This is a genomic window from Cellulomonas sp. JZ18 (assembly GCF_009720485.1).
GTDB lineage: Bacteria > Actinomycetota > Actinomycetes > Actinomycetales > Cellulomonadaceae > Cellulomonas.
Genome location: NZ_CP045245.1, coordinates 2,167,304 through 2,192,453 on the forward strand (window position 1 = coordinate 2,167,304; position 25,150 = coordinate 2,192,453).

At 75.2% G+C, this 25,150-nt stretch carries 21 protein-coding genes and 1 pseudogene; 15 read left to right on the plus strand and 7 right to left on the minus strand.

The annotated features are described in order from the left end of the window. Window positions 1–36: 36 nt before the first annotated feature. The 3 genes from GC089_RS09855 to GC089_RS09865 form a co-directional block, all read right to left on the minus strand. Window positions 37–315 (minus strand): DUF6457 domain-containing protein, encoded by a 279-nt coding sequence (locus GC089_RS09855; RefSeq protein WP_155377538.1) that lies wholly within the window; start codon window positions 313–315, stop codon window positions 37–39. Between the two features lie 65 nt (window positions 316–380). Next, entirely contained in the window at window positions 381–911 is a 531-nt protein-coding gene (locus GC089_RS09860; RefSeq protein ID WP_155377539.1) for a hypothetical protein, read from the minus strand. 111 nt (window positions 912–1,022) lie between these two features. Then, window positions 1,023–2,237, minus strand: coding sequence for a glycosyltransferase family 2 protein (locus GC089_RS09865; protein ID WP_155379098.1), 1,215 nt, complete (start codon window positions 2,235–2,237; stop codon window positions 1,023–1,025). A 169-nt stretch (window positions 2,238–2,406) separates the two neighbouring features. Here GC089_RS09865 and GC089_RS09870 point away from each other — a divergent pair, with 169 nt between their 5' ends. The 4 genes from GC089_RS09870 (at window position 2,407) to treZ (ending at window position 9,867) form a co-directional block, all read left to right on the plus strand. After that, window positions 2,407–3,201, plus strand: a complete 795-nt coding sequence (locus tag GC089_RS09870; RefSeq protein WP_155377540.1) for a transglutaminase family protein — start codon at window positions 2,407–2,409, stop codon at window positions 3,199–3,201. Window positions 3,202–3,309: 108 nt separating this feature from the next. After that, window positions 3,310–5,511, plus strand: a complete 2,202-nt coding sequence (gene glgX / locus GC089_RS09875; protein WP_155377541.1) for a glycogen debranching protein GlgX — start codon at window positions 3,310–3,312, stop codon at window positions 5,509–5,511. Further along, window positions 5,508–8,018: a malto-oligosyltrehalose synthase gene (treY, locus tag GC089_RS09880; protein WP_155377542.1), complete on the plus strand. Its 2,511-nt coding sequence runs from the start codon at window positions 5,508–5,510 to the stop codon at window positions 8,016–8,018. Before glgX ends, treY begins: the two co-directional genes overlap by 4 nt. Window position 8,019: 1 nt before the next feature. Further along, window positions 8,020–9,867, plus strand: coding sequence for a malto-oligosyltrehalose trehalohydrolase (gene treZ, locus GC089_RS09885; RefSeq protein WP_155377543.1), 1,848 nt, complete (start codon window positions 8,020–8,022; stop codon window positions 9,865–9,867). A gap of 48 nt (window positions 9,868–9,915) precedes the next feature. On the opposite strand, the gene zapE is transcribed toward treZ, so the two are convergent. Beyond that, entirely contained in the window at window positions 9,916–10,971 is a 1,056-nt protein-coding gene (zapE, locus tag GC089_RS09890) for a cell division protein ZapE (protein ID WP_230684721.1), read from the minus strand. A gap of 333 nt (window positions 10,972–11,304) precedes the next feature. On the opposite strand from zapE, the gene GC089_RS09895 reads away from it, so the two are divergent. From GC089_RS09895 to GC089_RS09925, 8 genes are read left to right on the plus strand one after another with little or no spacing between them, the layout of a single operon-like run. Continuing rightward, window positions 11,305–12,966, plus strand: coding sequence for a nitrite/sulfite reductase (locus tag GC089_RS09895; protein ID WP_155377545.1), 1,662 nt, complete (start codon window positions 11,305–11,307; stop codon window positions 12,964–12,966). Next, window positions 12,963–13,124, plus strand: coding sequence for a hypothetical protein (locus GC089_RS18435; protein ID WP_196250678.1), 162 nt, complete (start codon window positions 12,963–12,965; stop codon window positions 13,122–13,124). The genes GC089_RS09895 and GC089_RS18435 overlap by 4 nt, the downstream gene beginning before the upstream one ends. Continuing rightward, complete coding sequence (locus tag GC089_RS09900) at window positions 13,121–13,840, plus strand: phosphoadenylyl-sulfate reductase (protein WP_155377546.1); 720 nt, start codon at window positions 13,121–13,123, stop codon at window positions 13,838–13,840. The genes GC089_RS18435 and GC089_RS09900 overlap by 4 nt, the downstream gene beginning before the upstream one ends. Next, window positions 13,837–14,778 carry a sulfate adenylyltransferase subunit CysD gene (cysD, locus tag GC089_RS09905; RefSeq protein WP_155377547.1) on the plus strand — a complete coding sequence of 314 codons (942 nt, stop codon included), beginning with the start codon at window positions 13,837–13,839 and terminating at the stop codon, window positions 14,776–14,778. The genes GC089_RS09900 and cysD overlap by 4 nt, the downstream gene beginning before the upstream one ends. Then, window positions 14,778–16,217, plus strand: a complete 1,440-nt coding sequence (locus GC089_RS09910; RefSeq protein WP_155377548.1) for a sulfate adenylyltransferase subunit 1 — start codon at window positions 14,778–14,780, stop codon at window positions 16,215–16,217. Before cysD ends, GC089_RS09910 begins: the two co-directional genes overlap by 1 nt. After that, the gene (gene cobA, locus GC089_RS09915) at window positions 16,214–17,422 is read left to right on the plus strand and encodes a uroporphyrinogen-III C-methyltransferase (protein WP_155377549.1); all 1,209 of its coding nucleotides are present in this window, start codon (window positions 16,214–16,216) and stop codon (window positions 17,420–17,422) included. The genes GC089_RS09910 and cobA overlap by 4 nt, the downstream gene beginning before the upstream one ends. A gap of 5 nt (window positions 17,423–17,427) precedes the next feature. Continuing rightward, entirely contained in the window at window positions 17,428–18,264 is an 837-nt protein-coding gene (locus GC089_RS09920; protein WP_196250679.1) for a dihydrofolate reductase family protein, read from the plus strand. Beyond that, a complete protein-coding gene (locus tag GC089_RS09925) occupies window positions 18,261–18,746 on the plus strand; it encodes a hypothetical protein (RefSeq protein ID WP_155377550.1) in 486 nt (161 codons plus the stop codon). Before GC089_RS09920 ends, GC089_RS09925 begins: the two co-directional genes overlap by 4 nt. An 80-nt stretch (window positions 18,747–18,826) precedes the next feature. Here the strand turns inward: GC089_RS09925 and GC089_RS09930 are convergent, their stop codons facing one another. The 3 genes from GC089_RS09930 to gndA are packed head-to-tail and all read right to left on the minus strand — an operon-like array spanning window position 18,827 to window position 22,265. Then, on the minus strand, window positions 18,827–19,543 hold the full coding sequence (locus tag GC089_RS09930; RefSeq protein ID WP_155377551.1) for an aspartate/glutamate racemase family protein: 717 nt from the start codon (window positions 19,541–19,543) through the stop codon (window positions 18,827–18,829). Further along, window positions 19,540–20,814 carry a carboxylate--amine ligase gene (locus GC089_RS09935; protein ID WP_155377552.1) on the minus strand — a complete coding sequence of 425 codons (1,275 nt, stop codon included), beginning with the start codon at window positions 20,812–20,814 and terminating at the stop codon, window positions 19,540–19,542. The genes GC089_RS09930 and GC089_RS09935 overlap by 4 nt, the downstream gene beginning before the upstream one ends. After that, entirely contained in the window at window positions 20,811–22,265 is a 1,455-nt protein-coding gene (gene gndA, locus GC089_RS09940) for an NADP-dependent phosphogluconate dehydrogenase (RefSeq protein ID WP_155377553.1), read from the minus strand. The genes GC089_RS09935 and gndA overlap by 4 nt, the downstream gene beginning before the upstream one ends. Before the next feature lie 160 nt (window positions 22,266–22,425). Between gndA and GC089_RS09945 the strand changes: the two genes are divergently transcribed. From GC089_RS09945 to GC089_RS09955, 3 genes and pseudogenes are all read left to right on the plus strand, one after another. Beyond that, window positions 22,426–23,007 carry a DUF3000 domain-containing protein gene (locus GC089_RS09945; RefSeq protein WP_155377554.1) on the plus strand — a complete coding sequence of 194 codons (582 nt, stop codon included), beginning with the start codon at window positions 22,426–22,428 and terminating at the stop codon, window positions 23,005–23,007. 149 nt (window positions 23,008–23,156) lie between these two features. Further along, window positions 23,157–23,690, plus strand: coding sequence for a LuxR C-terminal-related transcriptional regulator (locus tag GC089_RS09950; protein ID WP_230684722.1), 534 nt, complete (start codon window positions 23,157–23,159; stop codon window positions 23,688–23,690). An 82-nt stretch (window positions 23,691–23,772) separates the two neighbouring features. Then, window positions 23,773–25,034: pseudogene (locus GC089_RS09955) on the plus strand (HRDC domain-containing protein). Window positions 25,035–25,150: the final 116 nt, after the last annotated feature.

Sequence of the window (25,150 nt, forward strand, 5' to 3'; positions counted from 1 at the left end):
GTGCCGGCCCGGTGACCCCGTGCGGGTGTCGACGGGTCAGCCGCCGGCCGCGCCGCGCACGCGCAGCTCGCGCTCGACCTGCGCGAGCGCCTCGCGGACGCGCGCGGTCGCCTCGGCGGTGCCCGCCCCGGTGCGCCCGGCCACGACGCCGACGAGGAACGCGGTCATGGGTCCGGCCGGGCGGACCACCCCGTGCGCGACGTCGCGCACCATGCCCAGCACCGGTGCGGTCGCGTCCTCGACGAGCGCGCGGTCCACGTCGAGCACCTCGGCCACGTGCACGAGCCAGTCGTACAGCGGTTCGGCGTCCGTCATCCGGTCCTCCCCGGTCGTCGCGGCCGGGCACCCGCCGGCCCGGCGACGGCGAGCCTACGCGCCGGTCAGGACCCGTCGGCCGACGTCGTGCCCAGGTGCGGGGCGAACGCCTTCTCCCGTGCGCGCGCCGCCAGGTGCTCGACGCGCTCGGCCTGGTCGCGCGAGCGCTCGACGAACCCCTCCACCCGTGCCACGTCGAGCCCCAGCGCGTCCGCGTGCTCGCGCAGCGTCACCCAGCCCATGCGCTTGCCCTCGAGCCCCGACCGCACGATCTCCAGCTCGAGCACGAGGGACAACGGGGAACGGCCGACGACACGCCCGTTCGGCTTCAGCCGCGCCACCCGCTCGCCGAGCGCGGCGGCCATCGCCTTCCAGCGCGAGAGCGGCAGGCCGAGGTCGCGTGCCGTCGCGACGTGCGTCGCGCGCTCCTCGCGCAGCTCGGCGGCCAGCCGCGCGAGGGGTTCGCGCATGTCCCCGATGTCCTCCACCCGGGACAGCCGGGTGAGCCGGGAGATGACCGCGGAGGCGCCTGCCACGTGGTCCTCGAGGTACGTCGTCAGCAGCGTGCGGTCGATCTCGGGCTGCTCGTGGGTCATCGCTCCTCCGCTCGCGTCCCCGGTGGCGGCCGTGCGTGCACGCCGCGGGCTCGGCACGATGCTCGGGCCTGCGGCGCGGGCGCGCCAGGCGAGCGCCGTCGCGGGACGAGGTCAGGGACGCTCGGACGGCACCACGGCGTCGGGGCCCTCGAGCAGGGGCGTGACCGCGTCGGGGCGGTCGGCGGCGGCGACCGCCGCGGCCGCGGGCGGCGTCAGGCGCACCCGCCGACGGCTGGACCGGGGCCGGTAGACGATCCGCGAGTGGAACGTGAACCGGGCCACGAACGCCACGACGAGCGTGATCGCCGTGGCGAGCACCGCGGCGACGTGCATCGTCTCCACGAGCAGCGCCATCACCGGCATCCGCAGCAGCGTCTCGACGTTGTTGAACGCGAACGACTGCCCGAACCGCGCCCACGCGCCCTTGCCCTCGTGCCGCAGGTCGCGGAACACGAACCGCTCCTGGAGCAGGAAGTTGCCGACGATCGTCAGCTCCGCCGCGACGAGCGCGGCGAGCAGCCACGCCGCGCCCAGCGAGGTCAGCGCCGCGACGATCGCGACGTTGAGCACCGCGCCGAACCCGCCGATGATGGCGAAGCGCGACATCCGCCCGAAGCGCAGGCCGCCGAGCTGCCACAGGAAGTGCAGGCCCTGGGCCATGTTCGCCTTGGACCGGCCGGCGAACCGCTCGCCGAACACGAACGGCACCTCGACGACGCGCATCGGGTGCCGCGCGAGGATCTCGAGCAGGATCTTGAACCCGCGCGGGCGCAGCACCTCGAGGTCGACGGCCGCCCGGCGCACGAGGAAGAAGCCCGTCATCGGGTCGGAGCAGTCGCGCAGACGCACCGGGAACATCGCGCGGGTGACGGCGGTGGAGGTCGAGGACACCGCCTGACGCACGACGCCGGACAGGCCTGCGCTGCTGCCGTCGCCCACGTACCGGGAGGCGACGACGACGTCGACGTCCTCCTCGCCCGCGCGCGCCACCATCGCGGGGATCAGCTCCGGCGGGTGCTGCAGGTCCCCGTCCATGACCAGGCACAGGGGCGCGGACGAGGCCCGCAGCCCCTCCGCGACGGCACCGCCGAGGCCGCCGACCGGGTCGTCGCGGTGCAGCACGCGCACGGGCAGGCCGGCACCCGGTGCCACGGCGCGCACGACGTCCGCGGTGTCGTCGGTCGAGTCGTCGACGAACAGCAGCTCCGCGTCCAGCCCGCGCGTGGCGGCGTCGACGCGCCGCACGAGCTCGGCGACGTTCGGCGCCTCGTTGTACGTGGGGACGATGACGGTCAGACGGGGCGTGGTCGGCGCCGGTCCGGTCATCTCGCCCTCGCTCACGCTCGTCACTGGTCCTGCTCGATCGTCGCAGGCGGTCGCCGGCGACGCCACGTCACGGTAGCCGACGGTCCCGGGGACGCAGAAGGCACCGAAGCGGCGAAACGCTTAGGCCGGACGGGCGGCGCGAACCGGACAGGCCGGGCACGATGGCCACGTGCAGCGCGACGTCTCCGCCCGCCTGTCCCTGACCGTGCGCTCGGCCGCCACGCTCGTCCTCGAGGTCGCCGTGGCGCACGTGCACGCCCCCGAGGAGGAGCTGCGGGTCACGCTCGACGGCGCACCGGCGCCGGTGCGGGAGACGGCCGGACCGCACGGGACGCGGCTGCAGGTCGTCGCGGCCCCGCCCGGCGCGCTGGTCGTCGACTACCGGGCGACGGTGCGCGGACGGGCTGCCGCCGCGCCGGGCGACGACGAGGCCGACCGCCTGTGGTTCCTGCGGCCCAGCCGGTACTGCGAGTCGGACGCGCTGGCGCCGACGGCCCGCGCCGAGTTCGCCGGGCTGGACGGCCCCGACCTGCTCGCGGCGGTCTCGTCGTGGGTCGGCACGCGCCTGGCGTACCTGCCCGGGAGCAGCCGTCCCACCGACGGCGCCGTCGGCACGCTCCTGGCCCGGCAGGGCGTCTGCCGGGACTACGCGCACCTGGTCGTGGCGCTGCTGCGCGCGCTCGACGTGCCGGCGCGCGTCGTGGCCGTGTACGCGCCCGGGCTGGCACCCATGGACCTCCACGCGGTGGCCGAGGCGTGGGTCGACGGCGCCTGGCACGTCGTCGACGCGACGACGCTCGCCCCGCGCCCGGCGCTCGTGCGCGTGGCCACGGGACGCGACGCCTCGGACACCGCGTTCCTCACCGTCCACGGCGGCGTCGCCGTGCTCGACGCGCTCGAGGTGACCGCGGTCGCCGACGCGCTCCCCGACGACGACGTCCGCAGGCTCGTCGCCCTGCGCTGAGCGGTCGGGGGGCGCGCTCCCGCGCGTCGTGCCGACCAGCGCTGTGACCTTGGCCGTCGCCCCGCGCTCGACGGGCCGACCCGGCGGTGCGCTGGCACGCTGTCCACCATGCAGATCTGGCCCGGACGCCCCTACCCCCTCGGCGCCACGTACGACGGGACGGGCACCAACTTCGCCCTGTTCTCCGGCGTGGCGGAGCGCGTCGAGCTGTGCCTCATCGACGCCGACGGCACCGAGACCCGCATCGACCTCCCCGAGGTCGACGCCTTCGTCTGGCACGGCTACGTGCCCGGCCTGGCCCCCGGCCAGCGCTACGGGTTCCGCGTGCACGGCCCCTACGACCCGGCGCAGGGCCACCGCTGCGACCCCTCGAAGCTGCTGCTCGACCCGTACGCGAAGGCGATCGACGGGCAGATCGACGGCGACGCGTCGCTGTTCTCCTACCGGTTCGACGCGCCGGAGGAGCGCAACGAGGAGGACTCGAAGGACCACACGATGACGTCGGTCGTCGTGAACCCGTTCTTCGACTGGGGCCACGACCGCCCGCCGCAGCACGAGTACCACGAGTCCGTCATCTACGAGGCGCACGTCAAGGGCCTGACGCAGCTGCACCCGGCCGTGCCCGAGGAGCTGCGCGGCACGTACGCGGGCATCGCGCACCCCGCCGTCGTCGAGCACCTGTCGAGCCTCGGCGTGACCGCGATCGAGCTCATGCCCGTGCACCAGTTCGTCAACGACCCGACGCTGCAGGAGCGCGGCCTGTCGAACTACTGGGGGTACAACACGATCGGCTTCTTCGCGCCGCACAACGCGTACTCCTCGCTGACGACCTCCGGCCAGCAGGTGCAGGAGTTCAAGTCGATGGTCAAGGCTCTGCACGAGGCGAACATCGAGGTCATCCTCGACGTGGTCTACAACCACACCGCCGAGGGCAACCACCTGGGCCCGACGCTGAGCTTCCGCGGCATCGACAACGCGAGCTACTACCGGCTCGTCGACGAGGACCCCGCGCACTACTTCGACACCACGGGCACGGGCAACTCGCTGCTCATGCGCTCCCCGCACGTGCTGCAGCTGATCATGGACTCGCTGCGGTACTGGGTGACCGAGATGCACGTGGACGGGTTCCGGTTCGACCTCGCGGCGACGCTCGCCCGGCAGTTCCACGAGGTGGACCGGCTGTCCGCGTTCTTCGACATCGTCCAGCAGGACCCGGTCGTCTCCCAGGTCAAGCTCATCGCCGAGCCGTGGGACCTGGGCGACGGTGGCTACCAGGTGGGTGGGTTCCCGCCCCTGTGGTCGGAGTGGAACGGCGACTACCGCGACACGGTGCGCGACTTCTGGCGGGGCGAGCCGCAGACGCTCGGGCAGTTCGCGAGCCGGCTGTCGGGCTCCTCCGACCTGTACGAGCACACGGGCCGCCGTCCCATCGCGAGCATCAACTTCGTCACCGCGCACGACGGCTTCACGCTGAAGGACCTCGTCTCGTACAACGAGAAGCACAACGAGGCGAACGGCGAGGACAACCGGGACGGCGAGAGCCACAACCGGTCCTGGAACTGCGGCGTCGAGGGGCCGACGGACGACCCGGAGGTCAACCGGCTGCGCGCGCGCCAGCAGCGCAACTTCCTCGCCACGCTCCTGCTGTCGCAGGGCGTGCCGATGATCGCGCACGGCGACGAGATCGGGCGCACGCAGGGCGGCAACAACAACGGGTACTGCCAGGACAACGAGATCACCTGGATGGACTGGGACCTCGACGAGGACCGGCTGTCGCTCCTGGACTTCTCGCGGCGGCTCGTGCGCCTGCGCCGCGACCACCCCGTCTTCCGCCAGCGCCGCTTCTTCGCCGGCTCGCCCGACCACGGCGGGGAGTCCGACCTGCACGACATCGCGTGGCTGTCGCCCGGCGGCGAGCACATGGAGGACTCCGCCTGGGACTCCGACCACGCGTTCGCCGTCCAGGTGTTCCTCAACGGCGACGCGATCGCCGAGCCGGACATGCGGGGCGAGGACGTCGTGGACGACAGCTTCCTGCTGCTGTTCAACGGGCACTGGGAGAAGCGGCAGTTCCAGCTCCCGGCGGCCGAGTACGGCGAGGTCTGGACCGCGATCCTCGACACGGACTCGACGGTCGCGACCGGCACGGAGATCGACGCGCGGGGCAAGCTCGAGGTCGCCCCGCGCTCGATGGTCGTGCTCACGCGCCCGCCGATGACGCAGACGCCCGGCGGACCGGCCACCGGTGCGGCGCCGTCGGCCGCGTCGGCCGCGCGGGACACCGCTCGCGTGGCGGGTGGCGCTCAGTGACCGAGACCTGGACCACGCCCGAGCGCCGTCTCGTCCGGGCGCCGCACAAGGTCCCCGTCTCGACGTACCGCGTCCAGCTCGGGGCCGACCTGACGTTCGACGACGTCGCGGCGCGTGTGCCGTACTACGCGTCGCTCGGCGTGACGCACGTGTACCTGTCCCCCGTCCTGACGGCAGCGCCCGGGTCGACCCACGGGTACGACGTCGTCGACCACGACGAGGTCTCCCCCGTGCTCGGCGGCGAGGACGGGCTGCGCCGCCTCGCCGACGTCGCCCACGAGGCCGGGCTCGGCCTGGTCCTCGACATCGTGCCCAACCACATGGCCGTGCCCACGCCGGTGTGGCACAACCGCGCCCTGTGGTCGGTGCTGACGCACGGCCCGGAGTCGCCGTACGCGGCGTGGTTCGACGTCGACTGGTCGTCGGGCGACGGCGCCGTGCTCATGCCGGTGCTGGGCGACCGCATCGGCGCCGTCCTCGCGCGCGACGAGCTGCGCCTGGTCGAGGAGGACGTGCCCGGGGTCGGCACCACGTGGGTGCTGCGGTACCACGACCACGTCTTCCCCGTCCGGGCCGGCACGGAGGCGCTGCCGCTGGGCGAGCTCGTCGAGCGGCAGCACTACCGGCTCGCGTACTGGAAGGTCGCGGACGAGGAGCTCAACTACCGGCGCTTCTTCGACGTCGGCACGCTCGTGGCGATCCGCGTCGAGGAGCCGGAGGTGTTCGACGCCACCCACGCGCTCGTGCTGCGGCTGCTGCGCGACGGCGTGATCGACGGCCTGCGCATCGACCACCCCGACGGCCTCGCCGACCCCTCCGGCTACCTGGCGCGGCTGCGCGAGGCCACCGACGGCGCCTGGGTCGTCGTGGAGAAGATCCTCGCGGGCGAGGAGGAGCTGCCCGGCGACTGGGACACCGCGGGCAGCACCGGGTACGAGGCGCTGTGGCGCATCCAGCAGACGTTCACCGACCCCGGGGGCGCCGCGCGGCTCGGGGCGCTGATGCACCGGTACACCGGCGACGAGCCGGACGCGTTCGAGCGGCTGGTCGACGAGGCCAAGCGGCAGATCGTCGACGGCCCGCTGTACGCCGAGGTGCACCGGCTCACCACGATCGCGGCGGAGATCTGCCACGAGGACCTGCGCCTGCGCGACCACACGTGGCGCTCGATCGAGGAGTGCCTCGTCGAGCTCCTCGTCGCGTTCGACCGCTACCGCGCCTACGTCGTGCCCGGCGAGGCGCCCTCGCACGAGCAGGTCGCGGTCCTGCAGGCCGCGGCCGGGCGTGCCCGCCGCCGCCTGCCTGCGGAGCGCCACGAGACGATGTCCGTGCTGGTGGACCTGCTGCTGGGCCGCGAGGTCGGCTCCGCCGGCCGCACGCGCGACCCGCGTCGCGACGAGCTGGTCGTGCGCTTCCAGCAGACGTGCGGCGCCGTCATGGCCAAGGGCGTCGAGGACACCGCGTTCTACCGCTGGACCCACCTCGTCGCGCTGTGCGAGGTCGGCGGCGAGCCCGACCGGTTCGCGTTCACGCCGACCGACCTCGCCGCCTGGGCGTCGCGCGCGCAGGTCGCCACGCCCCTGGGCATGACGACGTTGTCGACGCACGACACCAAGCGCGGCGAGGACACGCGTGCCCGCATCGGGGTGCTGTCGGAGCTGCCGACGGAGTGGGCGGCGCTCGTCGACGACCTGCGCCGCGCCACCGCCGGCTACCGGGGTGCGCTGCTCGACGGGCGCACGGAGTACCTGCTGTGGCAGACGCTCGTGGGCACGTGGGACGGCCAGGCGCCGATCGAGGAGCAGCGCCTCGTCGACTACCTCACGAAGGCGATCCGCGAGGCGAAGTCGCGCACCTCGTGGACGGCGCCGGACACGGCGTACGAGGAGGCCGTGCTCGGCACCGCGACGCGCGCGGTCGCCGACCCGGCCGTGCTCGAGCTGCTGGCCGCGTGGGACGCCCGCACGCACGAGGCGGTGCGCGCCGCGACGCTCGGCACGAAGCTCGTGCAGCTGACGCTGCCCGGGATCGCGGACGTCTACCAGGGCACCGAGGTCCCCGTCCTGTCGCTCGTCGACCCGGACAACCGCCGGCCCGTGGACGCGGACGCGCTCGCCGCGCGCCTGCACCGGCTCGACGGGGGCGCCGGCGCCCGGTCGCTGGCGGACGAGAAGATGCTCGTCACGTCCCGCGCCGTGCGGCTGCGCCGCGACCTGCCCGAGGCGTTCGTGGGGCCGGACGCGGGCTTCGTCCCGCTCCCCCACTCCTCGGGGCACACGCTCACGTACGCGCGCACGGTCGCGGGCCAGCCGCGGGTCGCGGTCGTCGCGACGCGTCTGGCCGCCGCGGTCGAGCGGCTCGGCGGGTGGGCCGACCACACGGTCGCGCTGCCCGAGGGCACGTGGCACGACGTCCTCACCGACCGTTCCGTGACCGGGGGTGTGCAGCCGGTCGCCGAGCTGCTCGAGCGCCTGCCGGTGGCCCTGCTCGTGCACGAGGAGCACTGAGATGACCTACGTCCCCGAGGTGTGGGCGCCCGCCGCCGGCCGCGTCGAGCTCGTGCTGCCGTCCGGCGCGCCCGAGGGCGTCGACGTCGGCGGTGCCCGGGCCGACGCGCGCGGCCCGGGTCTGCGCGTGCCGATGGACGCCGTCCGTGACGGCTGGTGGCGCGGGCCCGCTCCCCTGCCGCACGGCACCGACTACGCGTTCGCGCTCGACGGCGGCCCCGGCCGCCCCGACCCGCGGGCCGCGTGGCTCCCGGACGGCGTGCACGGCGCGGCCCGCGTGTTCGACGCGGGGCGCTTCGCGTGGACGGACACCGGCTGGAGCGGTGTCGACGTGCGCGGCAAGGTCTTCTACGAGCTGCACGTCGGCACGTTCACGCCCGAGGGCACGCTGACGTCCGCGATCGAGCGGCTCGACCACCTGGTCGGGCTCGGGGTGGACGTCGTCGAGCTGCTGCCGGTGGCCGGCTTCAACGGCCGGCACGGCTGGGGGTACGACGGCGTCGCGCTGTGGGCGGTCCACGAGCCGTACGGCGGACCGGAGGCCCTGCAGGCGTTCGTGGACGCCGCGCACGCGCGCGGTCTGGCGGTGTGCCTCGACGTCGTGCACAACCACCTCGGCCCGTCGGGGAACTACCTGCACGAGTTCGGGCCGTACTTCACCGACGAGCACCACACGCCCTGGGGCGCGGCGATCAACCTCGACCAGGAGGGCGCCGAGCACGTCCGGCGCTGGATCGTCGACAGCGTGCTGCGCTGGGCGCGCGACTTCCACGTGGACGCCTTCCGTCTGGACGCCGTCCACGCGCTGGTCGACGAGTCCGACCGGCACCTGCTCGCGCAGCTCTCCGACGAGGTGGCCGCGCTGTCGGCGGAGCTGGGCCGCCCGCTCTCGCTCGTCGCCGAGACCGACCTCAACGACGTCGTCTCGGTCACGCCCACGGCCGAGGGCGGGTGGGGCATGACCGGCCAGTGGGCCGACGACGTGCACCACAGCATCCACGCGCTCGTCACCGGCGAGCGGCACGGCTACTACGTCGACTTCGGCTCCCCCGAGACGCTGCGCACGGCGCTCACGGGTGCGTTCGTGCACACCGGGGAGATGTCGACGTTCCGCGGGAAGCCGTGGGGCCGGCCCGTGCCGGACGACGTCGACGGGCACCGGTTCGTCGTCTTCGACGCCAACCACGACCAGGTGGGCAACCGCGCGCTCGGCGACCGCCCGTCGTCGCGCGTCGACGCCGGCGGGCTGGCCGCGCAGGCCGCGCTCGTGCTGCTCTCCCCGTTCACGCCCCTGCTGTTCATGGGCGAGGAGTGGGGCGCCCGCACCCCGTGGATGTTCTTCACCGACCACCCCGAGCCCGAGCTGGCCGAGGCGGTCCGCGAGGGCCGCACGAAGGAGTTCGGCGGCCACGGCTGGGAGAGCCTGTACGGCGGCGAGATCGAGGTGCCGGACCCGCAGGACCCGGCGACGTTCGAGCGCAGCCGCCTCGACTGGTCCGAGCCGGCGCAGCCGGAGCACGCGCGCCTGCTCGACTGGTACCGCGAGCTCGTCGCGCTGCGCCGGCAGGTGCCGGACCTCGCGTCGGGTGACCGGAGCCGCGTGGCGCTCGACGTGCACGCCGTCGAGGGGCAGGGCGACGGGCCGTGGCAGGGGGCGCTCGTGCTGCACCGCGGTGACGCCCGCGTGGTGCTGAACCTGGCGCACGAGCCGGCCGCGGTGCCGGTGCCGCTCTCCGCGCCCGTCGAGGTCCGTGCCGCGTGGGACGGCGGGGTCGTCCAGCCGGCCGAGCACCCCGACGGCCCCGTCGTCGTGGAGCTCCCCGCGCGCAGCGTGGTCGTCCTGGCCTGAGCGCGCCCCCGTGCCGCCCCCGTCGAGGTGCGGCACGGGGCGCGCGCGTCAGGCGGCGGGCCGCTCCGCGGCGAGCGCCGCACCCTCGGCCGCGAGGGCCCCGAGCCGGGACAGCGCCCGGTAGTACTTCTTGCGGTAGCCGCCCCGCAGCATCTCGGGCGTGAACAGGTCGAGCCCCGCGTCCGTGACGCCCTCGCGCGCGACGAGCACGGGCACGTCGCGGTCGTACAGGCGGTCGACGAGCACCACGAGGCGCAGCGCGACGTCCTGGCGGTCGACCGGCGCCACGTCGGTCAGCGCCACGAGGCCCACCCCGTCGAGCAGCGCGCCGTAGCGGCTCGGGTGCACCTGGGACAGGTGCTCGAGCAGGGCGCCGAGGTCGTCGAGCGTGGCGTCGTCGCGGCCGGCCACGACCGCGCGCAGCCGCGCGTCGGGCACGGTGGCGGCGTGGGTCGTGGCGGCCCGGTGCCGGTGGTCCTCGCCGTCGATCCGGATCACCTCGAACCGGTCGGCGAGAGCCTGGATCTCCCGCAGGAAGTCCTCAGCGGCGAACCGGCCCTCGCCGAGCGACTCGGGGAGGGTGTTCGACGTCGCCGCCAGCGCGACGCCCCGGTCGGCCAGCTCGCGCAGCAGGCGGGACATGAGCACCGTGTCGCCCGGGTCGTCGAGCTCGAACTCGTCGATGCAGACGAGCCGCTTCCCGCCGAGCGCCTCCACGGTGGGCCCGAACCCGAGGGCCCCGACGAGGTTGGTGTACTCGACGAACGTGCCGAACGCCGCCTGCTCGGTGCCCACGGCGTGCGCCAGGGACGCGAGCAGGTGGGTCTTGCCGACCCCGAACCCGCCGTCGAGGTAGACCGCGGGAGCCTGCGCCGGGCGCCGGCGGCCGAACCACCCGCTGCGGGCCGCGGGCCGGGCGAGCGTCTGCGCGACCTCGCGCAGGCGGGCGAGCGCCTGCGCCTGCGACGCGTGCGCGGGGTCGGGCCGGTAGGTGTCGAACGACTCGTGCGCGAAGTGGCGCGGGGGCACGAGCTCGGCGAGCAGGCGGTCCGCGGGCACCTGGGGGCGGCGCGCGGTGAGCGAGGCCGGCACGGCGGGAGTCACACGCTCGAGGATACGGCGGCGCGCAGACCGCGGCGGTGCCCGCCGGCGCGTGCCGGACGCGCGTCCACCTGGCGAACACCGGTCTCGTCATCCGGACGGATGGTGCCGAGTCACGCGGACGCGTGACACTCTCGTCCGGTGATCTTCCACGGGACCTCCCTCATGTGTCGGTGCTGTCGCGCCGTCGCGGTCCCGTGTGCGTGCTGTCCGCGGAACCGCTGACCCCGCCCCGTCCCTTCCTGCACGGGCGCGTGGTCCGCGTCCTGCGCACACGACGCCCCCGTCGTGCGGACGCGCGAGCACGCCCCGAGATCCCCCGAAAGGTGGCGCCCCGTGGCGCAGACACCCGTCGTGGCACCCCCCAAGCGACCCGAGGGCCAGTGGGCCTTCGGCGAGCGCGAGCCGCTGAACGCGAACGAGAAGTTCAAGGCCGAGGACGACGGTCTCAACGTGCGGCATCGCATCGAGACCGTCTACGCCCGTGAGGGCTTCGCGTCGATCCCGGGCGAGGACCTGCGCGGCCGCATGCGCTGGTGGGGCCTGTACACCCAGCGCAAGCCCGGCATCGACGGCGGCAAGACCGCCACGCTCGAGCCGCACGAGCTCGACGACGAGTACTTCATGCTGCGCGTGCGGTGCGACGGCGGCGCGCTGTCGGTCCCGCAGCTGCGCGCGATCGCCGACGTCTCGACGCAGTTCGGCCGCGGGACGGCGGACATCACGGACCGGCAGAACATCCAGCTGCACTGGGTGCGCATCGAGGACGTGCCCGAGATCTGGCGCCGCCTGGAGGCCGTCGGGCTCAGCACGCAGGAGGCCTGCGGCGACACCCCCCGCGTCGTGCTCGGCTCCCCCGTCGCCGGCGTGGCGAAGGACGAGATCATCGACGGCACGCCCGCGATCGAGGAGATCACGCGCCGCTTCATCGGCGACCCCGCGTTCTCCAACCTGCCGCGCAAGTTCAAGACGGCCATCAGCGGCTCGCCGCACCACGACGTCGCGCACGAGATCAACGACGTGTCGTTCGTCGGCGTGGTCCACCCCGAGCTCGGCCCCGGCTTCGACCTGTGGGTCGGCGGGGCGCTGTCGACGAACCCGAAGCTCGCCGTGCGGCTCGGCGCCTTCGTCACGCTCGAGCAGGTGCCCGAGGTGTGGGCCGGCGTCACCGGGATCTTCCGCGACTACGGCTACCGCCGGCTGCGCAACCGCGCGCGCCTGAAGTTCCTCGTCGCCGACTGGGGCGCCGAGGTGTTCCGCGACGTGCTGGAGCGCGAGTACCTCGGCCACGCGCTGCCCGACGGGCCCGAGCCGCCCCCGCCGCCGTCCGGTCGCCGGGACCACGTCGGCGTGCACGAGCAGGTCGACGGCCTGCGGTACGTGGGGGCCGCGCCGACCGTGGGGCGGGTCTCCGGGCCGCTGCTCGCGCAGGTCGCGGACCTCGCGGAGGCGGCGGGGGCCGACCGGATCCGGCTCACCGTCGAGCAGAAGCTCGTCGTGCTCGACGTGCTCCCCGAGCGCGTGGACGCGCTGGTCGAGGGGCTCGAGGCGATCGGGCTGCGCGTGCGCGCCGCCTCGACGTTCCGGCGCGGGACGATGGCCTGCACGGGCATCGAGTTCTGCAAGCTCGCGATCGTCGAGACCAAGGCGCGCGCGGCCGCGCTGGTCGACGAGCTCGAGCGGCGGATGCCGGACTTCGAGCAGCCGATCACGATCAACCTCAACGGCTGCCCGAACTCCTGCGCGCGGATCCAGGTGGCCGACATCGGCCTCAAGGGCGTGCTCGCGCCCGACGGCTCCGACGCCTACCAGGTGCACCTCGGCGGGGGGCTGGGCCTCACGAGCGGTCTCGGGCGCACGCTGCGCGGCCTGCGCGTGCCGGCGGCCGAGCTGCCGGACTACGTCGAGCGCGTGACGCGCCGCTACGACGAGCAGCGCCTGGACGGCGAGCTCTTCGCCGAGTGGGCCCACCGGGCGGACGAGGAGGACCTGCGATGAGCGGCGACGGCTCCGGGCAGCGGGCTGTGCCCTACTACTGCCCGTTCTGCGCCGGCGAGGACCTGTTCCCCGCCGGGGAGCGGCACGGCGAGTGGGAGTGCCGCGAGTGCCGGCGCGCGTTCGCGCTGCGCTTCGTGGGTCTGGTGGGCGCGCGGTGAGCGCCGTCGCCGGCCCCCTGACGGGGGTCTCGCCCGACGAGCTGCGCGCCCTGGCCGAGCAGGCCGGGCGCGACCTCGAGGGCGCGCACCCGAGCGAGATCCTGCGGTGGGCCGCGGACCGGTTCGGCCCCGACCTGGTCGTGGCGTCGTCCATGGGCGACGAGGTGCTCGTCGACCTCGCCGCGAGGACCGTGCCGGGCATCGACGTGATCTTCCTCGACACCGGCTACCACTTCGCGGAGACCATCGGCACGCGCGACTACTACGCCGACTTCACCGACGTGCGGCTGCGCACCGTCCTGCCCCTGCTGACGGTCGAGCAGCAGGACGCCGCGCACGGGCCCCGGCTGCACGAGCGCGACCCGAACCTGTGCTGCGCGCTGCGCAAGGTCGAGCCGCTCGAGCGGGGCCTCGCGCCGTACACCGCGTGGGTCACGGGGATGCGCCGCGAGGACGCGCCCACACGGTCCGACATCACGGTCGTCGGCTGGGACGCGAAGCGGTCGAAGGTGAAGCTCAACCCCCTCGCGGCGTGGACCCAGGACGACGTCGACGCGTACGTCGCCGAGCACCACGTCGTCCTCAACCCCCTGCGCGAGGCGGGCTACACGTCCATCGGCTGCGCCCCCTGCACGCGTCCCGTCGCCCCGGGCGAGGACCCGCGGGCCGGGCGCTGGGCAGGCACGAACAAGACGGAATGCGGGCTGCACACATGACGACGAGCACCACGACCCTGCCCGGCGCGACCACGACGGCCGCGCCGCCCCTGACCCAGCTCGACGCGCTGGAGTCCGAGGCGATCCACGTCATGCGCGAGGTCGCCGGCGAGTTCGAGCGCCCGGTGCTGCTGTTCTCGGGCGGCAAGGACTCGATCGTCATGCTGCACCTGGCACGCAAGGCGTTCTGGCCCGCGCCCGTCCCGTTCCCGGTCATGCACGTCGACACGGGGCACAACTTCCCCGAGGTCATCGCCTACCGGGACGCCACCGTCGCCGAGCACGGCCTGCGCCTGGTCGTCGCGAGCGTGCAGGACGCCATCGACGACGGCCGGGTCGTCGAGACGCCCGGCGGCTCGCGCAACCCGCTGCAGACGGTGCCGCTGCTCGACGCCATCACGGAGCACCGGTTCGACGCGGTGTTCGGCGGTGGGCGCCGCGACGAGGAGAAGGCGCGCGCGAAGGAGCGGATGTTCTCCCTGCGGGACGAGTTCGGGCAGTGGGACCCGCGTCGGCAGCGGCCCGAGCTGTGGGACCTGTACAACGGCCGGCACAAGCCGGGCGAGCACGTGCGCGTGTTCCCGCTGTCGAACTGGACCGAGCTCGACGTGTGGCGGTACATCGAGCGCGAGCGGATCCCGCTGCCGGAGATCTACTACGCGCACGAGCGGGACGTGTTCGCGCGCGACGGCATGTGGCTGACGGCCGGCGGCTGGGGCGGCCCCCGTCCCGGTGAGGTCGTCGAGCGCCGGACCGTGCGCTACCGGACGGTCGGGGACATGAGCTGCACGGGTGCGGTCGACTCGACGGCCGCGACGGTGGCCGAGGTCATCGCCGAGGTCGCCGCGAGCCGGCTGACCGAGCGCGGGGCGACCCGCGCGGACGACCGGGCCTCCGAGGCCGCCATGGAGGACCGCAAGCGCGAGGGGTACTTCTGATGGGCACCCAGACCACGACCGACCTCCCCGCGGCGGCCGGCGCCGCCGACCACGCGCAGCGCGACCTGCTGCGCCTGGCCACCGCCGGCTCGGTCGACGACGGCAAGAGCACGCTCATCGGGCGGCTGCTGTACGACACGAAGTCCGTGCTCGCCGACCAGCTCTCGGCCGTCGAGCGGGCGACGCGGGCGCGCGGCGGCGACGGGACGGCCGTCGACCTGGCGCTGCTGACCGACGGCCTGCGCGCCGAGCGCGAGCAGGGCATCACGATCGACGTCGCGTACCGGTACTTCTCGACCGCGCGCCGCGCGTTCGTCCTGGCGGACACGCCCGGGCACGTGCAGTACACGCGCAACATGGTGACGGGCGCCTCCACGGCCGAGCTCGCGATCGTGCTGGTGGACGCGCGCAAGGGCGTCCTCGAGCAGACCCGCCGGCACGCCGCGCTCACCGCGCTGCTGGGCGTCCCGCACGTCGTGCTCGCGGTGAACAAGATGGACCTCGTGGGCTTCGACGAGCCGACGTTCACCGCCATCGCGCGCGAGTTCGCGGACTACGCGCACGTGCTCGGACTCCCCGACGTGCACGCCGTGCCGCTGTCGGCGCTCGACGGCGACAACGTCGTGGTGCGCTCGGACCGGACCCCCTGGTACGACGGGCCCACGCTGCTCGAGCTGCTCGAGCAGGTGCCCGTCGGCCGTGACGCCGCCGCGGAGGCGCTGCGGCTGCCCGTGCAGTACGTCATCCGCCCGCGCACGCCCGAGCACCCCGACTACCGCGGGTACGCGGGCAAGGTCGCGTCCGGCGTCGTGCGGGTCGGTGACGAGCTGCGCGTGCTGCCGTCGGGACGCACCAGCCGGGTCGTGGGGATCGACACGTTCGACGGCCCGCTCGCCGAGGCGGCCGCGCCGCTGTCGGTGACCGTGCGCCTCGCCGACGACCTCGACGTCGCGCGCGGCGACGTGCTCGTCCCCGCGGCCGAGGACGTCGCCACCGGGCAGGACCTGGTCGGCACCGTCTGCTGGCTGACCGAGCGCCGCTCCGTCCCCGGGGCGCGCGTGCTCGTCCGCACCGGCACGCGCACGGTCCGCGCGCTGCTGCGGGAGGTCGACGCCCGCCTCGACGTCGACACCCTGACGGTCGAGCAGTGGGACCCCGTGGACACGGTGCGCACGATCGACGCCACGGACACGTCGTCGGACGCCGCGCCGCGCTCGCTCGGCCTCAACGCGATCGGCCGCGTGCGGGTGCGGCTCGCCGAGCCCGTCGTGCTCGACGACTACGCGACGCACCGCCGCACCGGTGGCTTCCTGCTCGTGGACCCGTCGGACGGCAGCACCCTCGCCGCCGGGATGGTCGGGCCGACGCTGCTCGACCGGCTCGCGCCCGTGCGGGCCGACGAGCGGGACGACGACTGGCTGGCCGGGGCCGGGATATGAGCGCCCGCCACCCGCTCCTGCTCGACGTGACGGGCCGCCGCGTCGTCGTCGTCGGCGGCGGGCCGGTGGCGGCGCGCCGCGCCCGCGGGCTGCTCGCGGACGGTGCGGACGTGCACGTGGTGGCACCGGCCCTGTGCGAGGACCTCGCGGAGCTCGCCGCGAGCGGTGGCGTGCGCTGGCACGCGCGCCCGTACGCCCCGGGCGACCTCGACGGCGCCTGGCTCGTGCACACCGCGACCGGCGACCGGCGGACGGACGACCAGGTGGCCGCCGACGCCGAGGCGGACCGCACCTGGTGCGTGCGGGCCGACGACGCCGCCGCGTCGAGCGCCTGGACGCCCGCCGTCGCCCGCGCCGGCGACGTGACCCTCGCCGTCGGCGCCGGCCGCGACCCGCGCCGCGCGGTGGCGCTGCGCGGTGCGCTGCAGGGCCTGCTCGACGCGGGCGCCCTGCCCGTGCGCCGCCACCGGCCCGGACCGGGCCGGGTCACGCTCGTCGGCGGCGGTCCCGGGGACCCGGGCCTCATCACGACCCGCGGGCGCCGCGCGCTCGCGGAGGCGGACGTCGTCGTCGTCGACCGCCTCGCCCCGCGTGCGCTGCTCGACGAGCTGGAGCCGGGCGTCGAGGTCGTCGAGGCGGGCAAGGCCCCGCACGCGCACACCCTCACCCAGGACGAGATCAACCGGCTGCTCGTGGAGCGCGCGCAGGCCGGGCAGCGGGTCGTGCGGCTCAAGGGCGGCGACCCGTTCGTGCTCGGGCGCGGCGGCGAGGAGCTGCAGGCGTGCCGCGACGCGGGCGTCGAGGTCGAGGTCGTGCCGGGCGTGACGAGCGCGATCGCCGTGCCCGCGGCCGCCGGGGTCCCCGTGACGCACCGGCACGTGGCCCGGCAGGTGACGGTCGTCTCGGCCCACGACGCCGAGACCGACTGGGAGACCCTGGCCCGGCTGCGCGGCACGCTCGTGCTGCTCATGGGCGTCGCACGCCTCGGCGACCACATGGACCGCCTGCGCACGCACGGGCTCGACCCGGCGACGCCGGTGGCCGTCGTCGAGAGCGGGACGCTGCCCGGGCAGCGCACGACGCTCGGCACGGTCGCGGACATCGCGGCCCGCGCCGCTGCCGTCGGCGTGCAGAACCCCGCGGTGGTCGTCGTCGGGCACGTCGCGTCGCTCGCCGCGGTGCTCGGTCCGCAGCCCCTAGCCTGAGCGGCGTGCAGCCCGCCCCCGCCTACGACCTGCTCCTCCCCCGCGACCGGGCCGGCGTGCTCCCGGTGCGCGAGGGCGAGCCGGACCTGCTCGCGCTGTTCGCGGACGCGGAGGACCGCGCGGGCACGCACGTGCGCGCGAACATGGTCGCGACGCTCGACGGGGCCGGTGCGGGGCCCGACGGCCGGTCGGCGTCGATCAGCAGCCCGGCCGACCGCCGGATGTTCCGTGTGCTGCGCGCACTGGCGGACGTCGTGCTCGTCGGTGCGGGCACGGTCCGCGTCGAGGGGTACCGCGAGCTGCCCGTGGCGGAGCACCTGCGCGACGCCCGGGCGTCCCTCGGGCGCGCGCCGCACATCGCGCTCGCGGTCGTGACGCGGCGCGGCGAGGTCCCCGCGGACGTGCGTCCCGGCGGGCAGCCGCCGTTCGTCGTCACGGGACCGGACGGCCGGGACGCCGCCGTGCGCTGCGTCGGCGCCGAGCGCGTCCTCCAGGTCCCCGCGGTCGACGGGCGGCTCGACCTCGCGGCCGCGCTCGACGCCCTCGCCGACCGGGGGGTGCGCCAGGTGCTCACGGAGGGCGGGCCGTCCCTGCTCGCCGACCTGCTCGCGGCCGACCTCGTCGACGAGCTGTGCCTGACCACCACACCGCTGCTCGCCGGGCCGGCGGCGCCCGGCGTGCTCGCCGGCGGCTCCCGCCTCGACCCGCCCGCGGGCGCGCACCTGCGCCACCTCCTGCACGCGCAGGGCACGCTGCTCGCGCGGTGGGACCTGCGGGGTCCGACGGCCGCCGGTGCGACGTCCGGCGAGGTCAGCGCCGCGCCCGTAGGCTCGGGCGCGTGACCGACACGATCCTGGTCCTCACCGAGGACACCCTCGCCGACGCCGACGTCCGCCACATCCTCGCGCTGCACGAGGAGGAGCAGCTCGCCTACCGGGTACTCGTCCCGGCCGACACCGAGCGGCCCCTCGTGCCGTGGATCGTCGACGCCCTCAGCCTCGGCGAGCTGCGCGAGGCGTGGGACCGCGCGCTCGGCAAGGAGCCGAGCCGTGCCCAGGCCCGCGCGACCGCGCAGGAGCAGATCGACGGCAGCGTGGCCGCGTTCCGTGCCGCCGGGCGGGACGCGACCGGGCAGATCACGGACGACGACCCGCTGCCGGCCCTGCGCACCGCCGTCGCGGCCGGCGACGTCCGGGAGGTCGTCGTCGTCACGTACCCGCACCTGGTCGAGGACACGTTCCACACCGACTGGGCGTCGCGCGCACGCGACGAGCTGCACGTGCCGGTGCTGCACCTGTACAGCGGGACGAGCGAGCTCGGCTGACGTCACGGCGACGCGACGGAGGGCGGGACCCGCGGGTCCCGCCCTCCGTCGCGTCCGCCCTGCTACGCAGCCGTCGCCGCTCAGCCGGCCTCGCCGCGCAGCCGTCGCCCCGACCGCACCACGGTGCGGCGCGCGAGCACGTCGAGCGAGTCGACGAACAGCGGGTCCGCGAGCAGGTCGTGCTGGAGTGCCACCACGGACAGCTCGGTGCACCCGAGCACGACGACGTCCGCCCCGCGCTCGGCGAGCCGACCCGCGACGGCGCGCAGCGCGTCGACGTCGGCCGGGCGCCCGGCCTTCACCTGGTCGTAGATGATCGACATGACGCGGGCCTGCTCGTCCGCCTCCGGCTCGACCACGGCCAGCCCGCGCTCGGCGGCCGCCCGCTGGTAGACGCCGGACGCGAGGGTGCCGCTCGTGACGAGCAGGCCGACGGCGGACGCACCGGGGCGCGCGGCCACCTCGTCGACGGTCTCGTCGACGATGCTCAGCACCGGGATCCGCACGGCGGCCGCGACCTCGTCGGTGAAGTGGTGCGCCGTGTTGCACGGCACGACGACGAAGTCGACGCCGAGCGCCTCGAGCCGGCGCGCGTCGGCCGCCATGACGGGCCCGGGGTCGTCGGGCGAGTCCCCCAGGATGTAGGCGGTGCGATCGGGGATCGACGCGTGCTGCAGCACGACCATGTCGACGTGGTCCTGGTCGCGCCCGGCGTCCGTGTGCCGCACGACGAGGTCGAGGAAGCTCACCGTCGCCGCGGGGCCCACGCCGCCGATCACCCCGACCTCGCCGCTCACGCCTGCGCCCCCCGGGCCGGCCACGGGTGGTACCGGCGGTACTTGCGGACCTGGTTCGCCTGGGCGGCGGCGAGGTACGCCAGACGCCGCGGGTGGGTCTCCGCGGAGTACCACAGCGGGTTCGTCACCTGGCCGGACCGCTGCAGGCCGCGGACCTGCGCCCGCACCCCGGGGTCGGTGACGTACCGCAGCAGGAGCGCCATGGGCAGCACCGTGTACAGGTGCGGCGACGTGAGGTGGTCGGCCGCGCCGTCGGGCAGCGGGTCCAGCCCCTGCACGTGCTCACGCACGTAGAGCTCGGCCGTGTTGCGCCCGCCGGCGGTGATGTAGAAGTTCGACCGCCCGAGCCGCGGGTTGAGCTCGAAGAACACCGTCCGCCCGTCGCGCGGGTCGTACTTCAGGTCGAAGTTCGCGTACCCGCGCCACCCGAGGTGCTCGAGCAGACGGGTCGCCTGCGCGACGATCTCCTCGTCGTGCCCCGTGACGATGCCGGCGGGGTTCCCGAGCGCACCGGGCGTGTGCTCCTCGAGCAGGACGTGGCCGAACGCGGAGAACCGGACCTTGCCGTCGAGGTCGACGTAGCACGTGAGGATCCGCATGCCGGAGTCGTCGCCCGGGATGAGGTCCTGCACCACGAAGCGGCCCTGGTACCCCGAGACGCGCACCCGCTCGAGCAGGTCCGCCAGGTCGGCCGGCGAGTCGACGGTGAAGACCTTCTTCTTCCCCGGGAACTCGACGAGGTGGTACGCGGCCGTGTCGGCCGCCTTGGCGATGACCGGGAAGCGCAGCGCGGAGGTGTCGGGCGTCCCGCCCGCCTGCACGTCGTGCACGACCGTCGCGGGGTGGTCGATGCCCAGCTCGACGCACAGCTCGCCGAACAGCACCTTGTCCGTGACGCGGTCCAGGGTCGCGACGTCGACGTACGGGATCGTGTACAGGTCCTCGAGCTCGGCCCGGTTCTCCACGATCGTGCGCACGAGCCAGTCGGCGCTGCCGAGCAGCACCCGGGACCGGCCCGGGTGCTGCTCGGCGATCGCCCGCAGGCGCGCCACGACCGTGGCCGCGTCGTCGATGCCGGGCTCGACGACCGCGTCGAGGATCCGCGAGTGCCGGGTCAGCCCCGTCGAGACCGACGGCAGCACGACCGAGCGGACGCCGTACGCCTCGTGGAACGTCCGCGCGATGCTGTACGCACCGATGTCGCCGCCCAGGACCACGGGCAGCAGGTCCGGCACCGGGACCTGCGCCCCCGTGGGACGCGCCGCGCTCACTCGGCGGTCTCGGACCGGTCGCCCGACCACTCGGTGTGGAAGACGCCCTCGCGGTCGACCCGGCGGTAGGTGTGCGCGCCGAAGAAGTCGCGCTGCGCCTGGATGAGGTTCGCCGGCAGGCGCTCGGCCCGCACGCCGTCGTAGTAGGCGAGCGACGACGAGAACGCGGGCGTCGGCACGCCGTGGGTCGCGGCGGCCGCGACGACCCGGCGCCACGCCGCGACGCCGTTCGCCACCGCCGACGTGAAGTACGGGTCCGCCAGCAGCAGCGGCAGGTCCGCGTCCCGCTCGTAGGCCTGGGTGATCCGGTCGAGGAAGCGCGCGCGGATGATGCAGCCGCCGCGCCAGATGCGGGCCATCGCGCCACGGTCGATGTCCCAGCCGAACTCGCGCGAGGCGGCGGCGATCTGGTCGAAGCCCTGCGAGTACGCGACGACCTTCGACGCGTACAGCGCGAGACGCACGTCCTCGATGAACCGGCCGGGCTCGGGCACGTGCCAGGCGACGGTGTCCGCGGGCAGCACGCCGCGCGCGGCGGCACGCTGCGGGGCCGAGCCGGACAGCGCGCGGGCGAACGTCGCCTCCGCGATGCCCGTGATCGGCACGCCGAGGTCCAGCGCGTTCTGGACCGTCCAGCGGCCGGTGCCCTTCTGCTCGGCCGCGTCCGCGACGACGTCCACGAACGCGTTGCCGGTGGCGGCGTCCACGTGCTGCAGCACGTCGGCGGTGATCTCGATGAGGAACGACTCGAGGTCGCCGGTGTTCCAGGCCTCGAAGACCTCGCCGATCTCCTTCGCGGAGGCGCCCAGGCCCTGGCGCAGCAGGTCGTAGGCCTCGGCGATGAGCTGCATGTCGGCGTACTCGATGCCGTTGTGGACCATCTTGACGAAGTGACCGGCGCCGCCCGGTCCGACGTAGGTGCAGCACGGCACCCCGTCGACCTTGGCGGAGATCGCCTCGAGGATCGGCCCGAGCGACTCGTACGACTCGCGCGTGCCGCCCGGCATGATCGACGGCCCGTTGAGCGCCCCCTCCTCGCCGCCGGACACGCCCGTGCCGACGAAGTGCAGGCCCTTCTCGCGCAGCGCGGCCTCGCGGCGGACCGTGTCGGGGAAGTGCGCGTTGCCGGCGTCGACGACGATGTCGCCGGGCTCGAGCAGCGGGACGAGCTCGTCGATGACGGCGTCGGTCGGGGCGCCCGCCTTGACCATGATGACGACCTTGCGCGGACGCTCGAGCGCGGCGACGAAGTCGGCCAGCGTCTCGGCCGGCACGAAGGTGCCCTCGTCGCCGTGCTCGGCGACGAGCGAGTGCATGCGCGCGGGGGTCCGGTTGTGCACCGCGACGGTGTAGCCGTGGCGCGCGAAGTTCCGCGCGAGGTTGCGGCCCATCACCGCCAGTCCGGTCACACCGATCTGCGCGGTGCCCTGGTCAGACGCGGGGACAGACATCACGGGACTCCTTCGACGCGAGGGTGCACCCGCGCCCGCCGGTGGCCGGCGTCGCGACGCGGACGTGCGGTGACGGGAGTCGAGACTAGTCGGACGAACGGCACCGGCCCTGCGGCGTGCCGGACGTCGAGACGCGTGGCACCGCCCTACTCTCACCGGCGTGACCCCCGCTGGACCCGACGACGTCCCCGCCGAGTTCGTGCGGGCGCTCCGCTCGCTGCGCGCGGTGCCCGTGCGCCCCGAGGTCGTCCTCGACGAGGTGCCCGGCCCGGGCCGCATCGCCCCGTACTCGGCGGCGCTGACGGCCGAGGTGCGCACCGCGCGCCGCTCGGTCGCGGCCGAGGACCTCGCCTCGGGGCGGTTCGTGGTGCTGTACGACCCGGAGGGCCAGGAGGCCTGGGAGGGCTCGTTCCGGCTGGTGACGCTCGTGCGTGCGTCGCTCGAGCCCGAGGTCGGCGCGGACCCGCTGCTCGCCGAGGTGGCGTGGACGTGGTTCGGCGACGCGCTCGAGGCGGCCGGCGTGGCGCCGCACGCGGCGGGCGGCACGGTCACGCGCGTGCTGTCGCAGAGCTTCGGCGCCCTCGAGCGGCGCGACGAGCAGACCGAGCTGGAGATCCGCGCGTCGTGGACGGCGTGGGACGAGGACCTCGGCCCGCACCTGACCGCGTGGACGACCCTGCTGTGCACGGCCGCCGGCCTGCCGCCGCTGCCCGAGGGCGTCGTGCCCCTGCCGCGGCGCTGACCTGCGCACCCGTCCCCCGTCCGGGGGTGGACGTTCACCCGGGTCAGAACCGCCCAGACCGGCGCCAACCGACCGCCGGGGGCGCCGCGCGGGCCCCGAGCCGGCGCGGGTGCCTCAAGTGGAGGGGGTGGGGTGCCGATCCTCCGGACGTGACCATCGAGCCCCTGCGACGCGACGTCCGCGAGATCTCGGCCCGGCGCGCGCCCGGCGCGGCCCAGGTCCCCACGGTGCGCCGGCCCCCGCAGGCCGGCGGGCCGGCCCGCAACCCGATGTGCGTCGTGGTCGCCCAGATCGGCGACGGCGAGGGCGAGGCGCTCGTCCGGACGCTGCGCCGTCGCGGTGCGGCCCGTGTCGTCGTGCTCGCCCGCCGCGCGAGCCGCGCGGAGCTGCGCGCCCTGCTCGCCGGCGGCCTGCGCGGCGGCGTGGCCGCCGGGACCGACGTCGCCCCGCCCGCACGGCTCGTGCCGCCGCCGGCCCCCGCACCCGTCGCCGACCTGTCGGCCCGGGAGCTGAGCGTCCTGGCACGCGTCGCCGAGGGCCGCACGAACCGGCTCATCGGCGAGGAGCTCGGGCTCTCGGCGCTGACGGTCAAGAGCCACCTCGCCCGCATCTCGCGCAAGCTGGGCACGGGCGACCGCGCGGAGCTCGTCGCGATCGCGATCCGCAACCGCCTCATCGACTGAAGGCGGCGCGGTGACGCACGCCGCACCCGGCGCGGAGCGGCGCTGCACGGCGCTCCCGGTCCCGTCGCCTACGGTGGTCGTCATGGACCCCGTCACGGCCCCCGACGCCCCGGGTCCGGACGACGCGACGCCGGACACCGAGGCGCGCCCCGTCGTCCCGCTCCTCGAGCCGGCCGACGGCGTCCCCCGGTGGTGGACACCCCCGAGGCCCTCGCCGCGGTGGTCGAGGCGTTCGGCGCCGGCACCGGCCCGGTGGCCGTCGACGCCGAGCGCGCGTCCGGCTACCGCTACGGCCAGCGCACCTACCTCGTGCAGCTGCGGCGCGAGGAGGCCGGGACGGCGCTCATCGACCCGATCGCGCTGCCGGACCTGTCGCCGCTGTCCGACGCGCTCGTCGGCGTCGAGTGGGTGCTGCACGCGGCGTCGCAGGACCTGCCGGGCCTGGCCGAGCAGGGCATGCGACCCAGCCGCGTCTTCGACACCGAGCTCGCCGCCCGTTTGCTCGGCATGGAGCGCGTCGGGCTGGCGGCGGTCGTCGCCGACACGCTCGGTCTCGGGCTCGCGAAGGAGCACTCCGCGGTCGACTGGTCGACCCGGCCGCTGCCGCCCGAGTGGCTGCGGTACGCCGCGCTCGACGTCGAGGTGCTCGTCGAGGTGCGCCAGGTGCTCGCGGAGCGGCTGGCGGAGTCCGGCAAGGCGGAGTGGGCACGGCAGGAGTTCGAGGCCGTCCGCCTCGCGCCCCCGCCGGCACCGCGCACCGACCCGTGGCGGCGCGTGTCCGGTCTGCACACGCTGCGCGAGCCGCGACGCCTCGCGGTGGTGCGCGAGCTCTACGCGACGCGCGACAGGAACGCGCGCGAGCGGGACATCTCCCCGGGCCGGGTCCTACCCGACGCGGCGATCGTGGCGGCCGCGCAGGCCCTGCCGCGGACCGTCGGCCAGCTCGTGGCGCTGCCGGCGTTCGCCGGCAAGGGCACGCGCCGGCGCGCCGCGCTGTGGCAGTCCGCGATCGACCGCGCGATGGCGCTGCCGGACTCGGCGCTGCCGTCGCCGCGCGGCCCGTCGAGCGACGGCCCGCCCCCGCCGCGCGCCTGGGCGGACCGCGACCCCGCCGCCGCGCGCCGTCTCGTCGCGGGCCGGGCCGTGGTCGCGGAGCTCTCCCAGGAGTGGTCGGTGCCGGTCGAGAACCTGCTCCAGCCGGACCTCCTGCGGCGGCTCGCGTGGTCCCCGCCGTCGCCCGCGGACGCGGCCGCGGTGGCCGGGACGCTGCGGGCGGGCGGCGCCCGCGAGTGGCAGGTCGAGCTCGTCGCGGAGCGGCTCGCGGAGGCCTTCGCAGCGTCCTGACGTCGGCGGACGCCCGCGGCAGCCGCTGTTACCCTTGAGTAACTTCGCGCGTCCGGGGACGATGGTCCCGACGCGCGCCCCGCCCGCCGGGCGCCCGGACACCGCCGTCCCAGGAG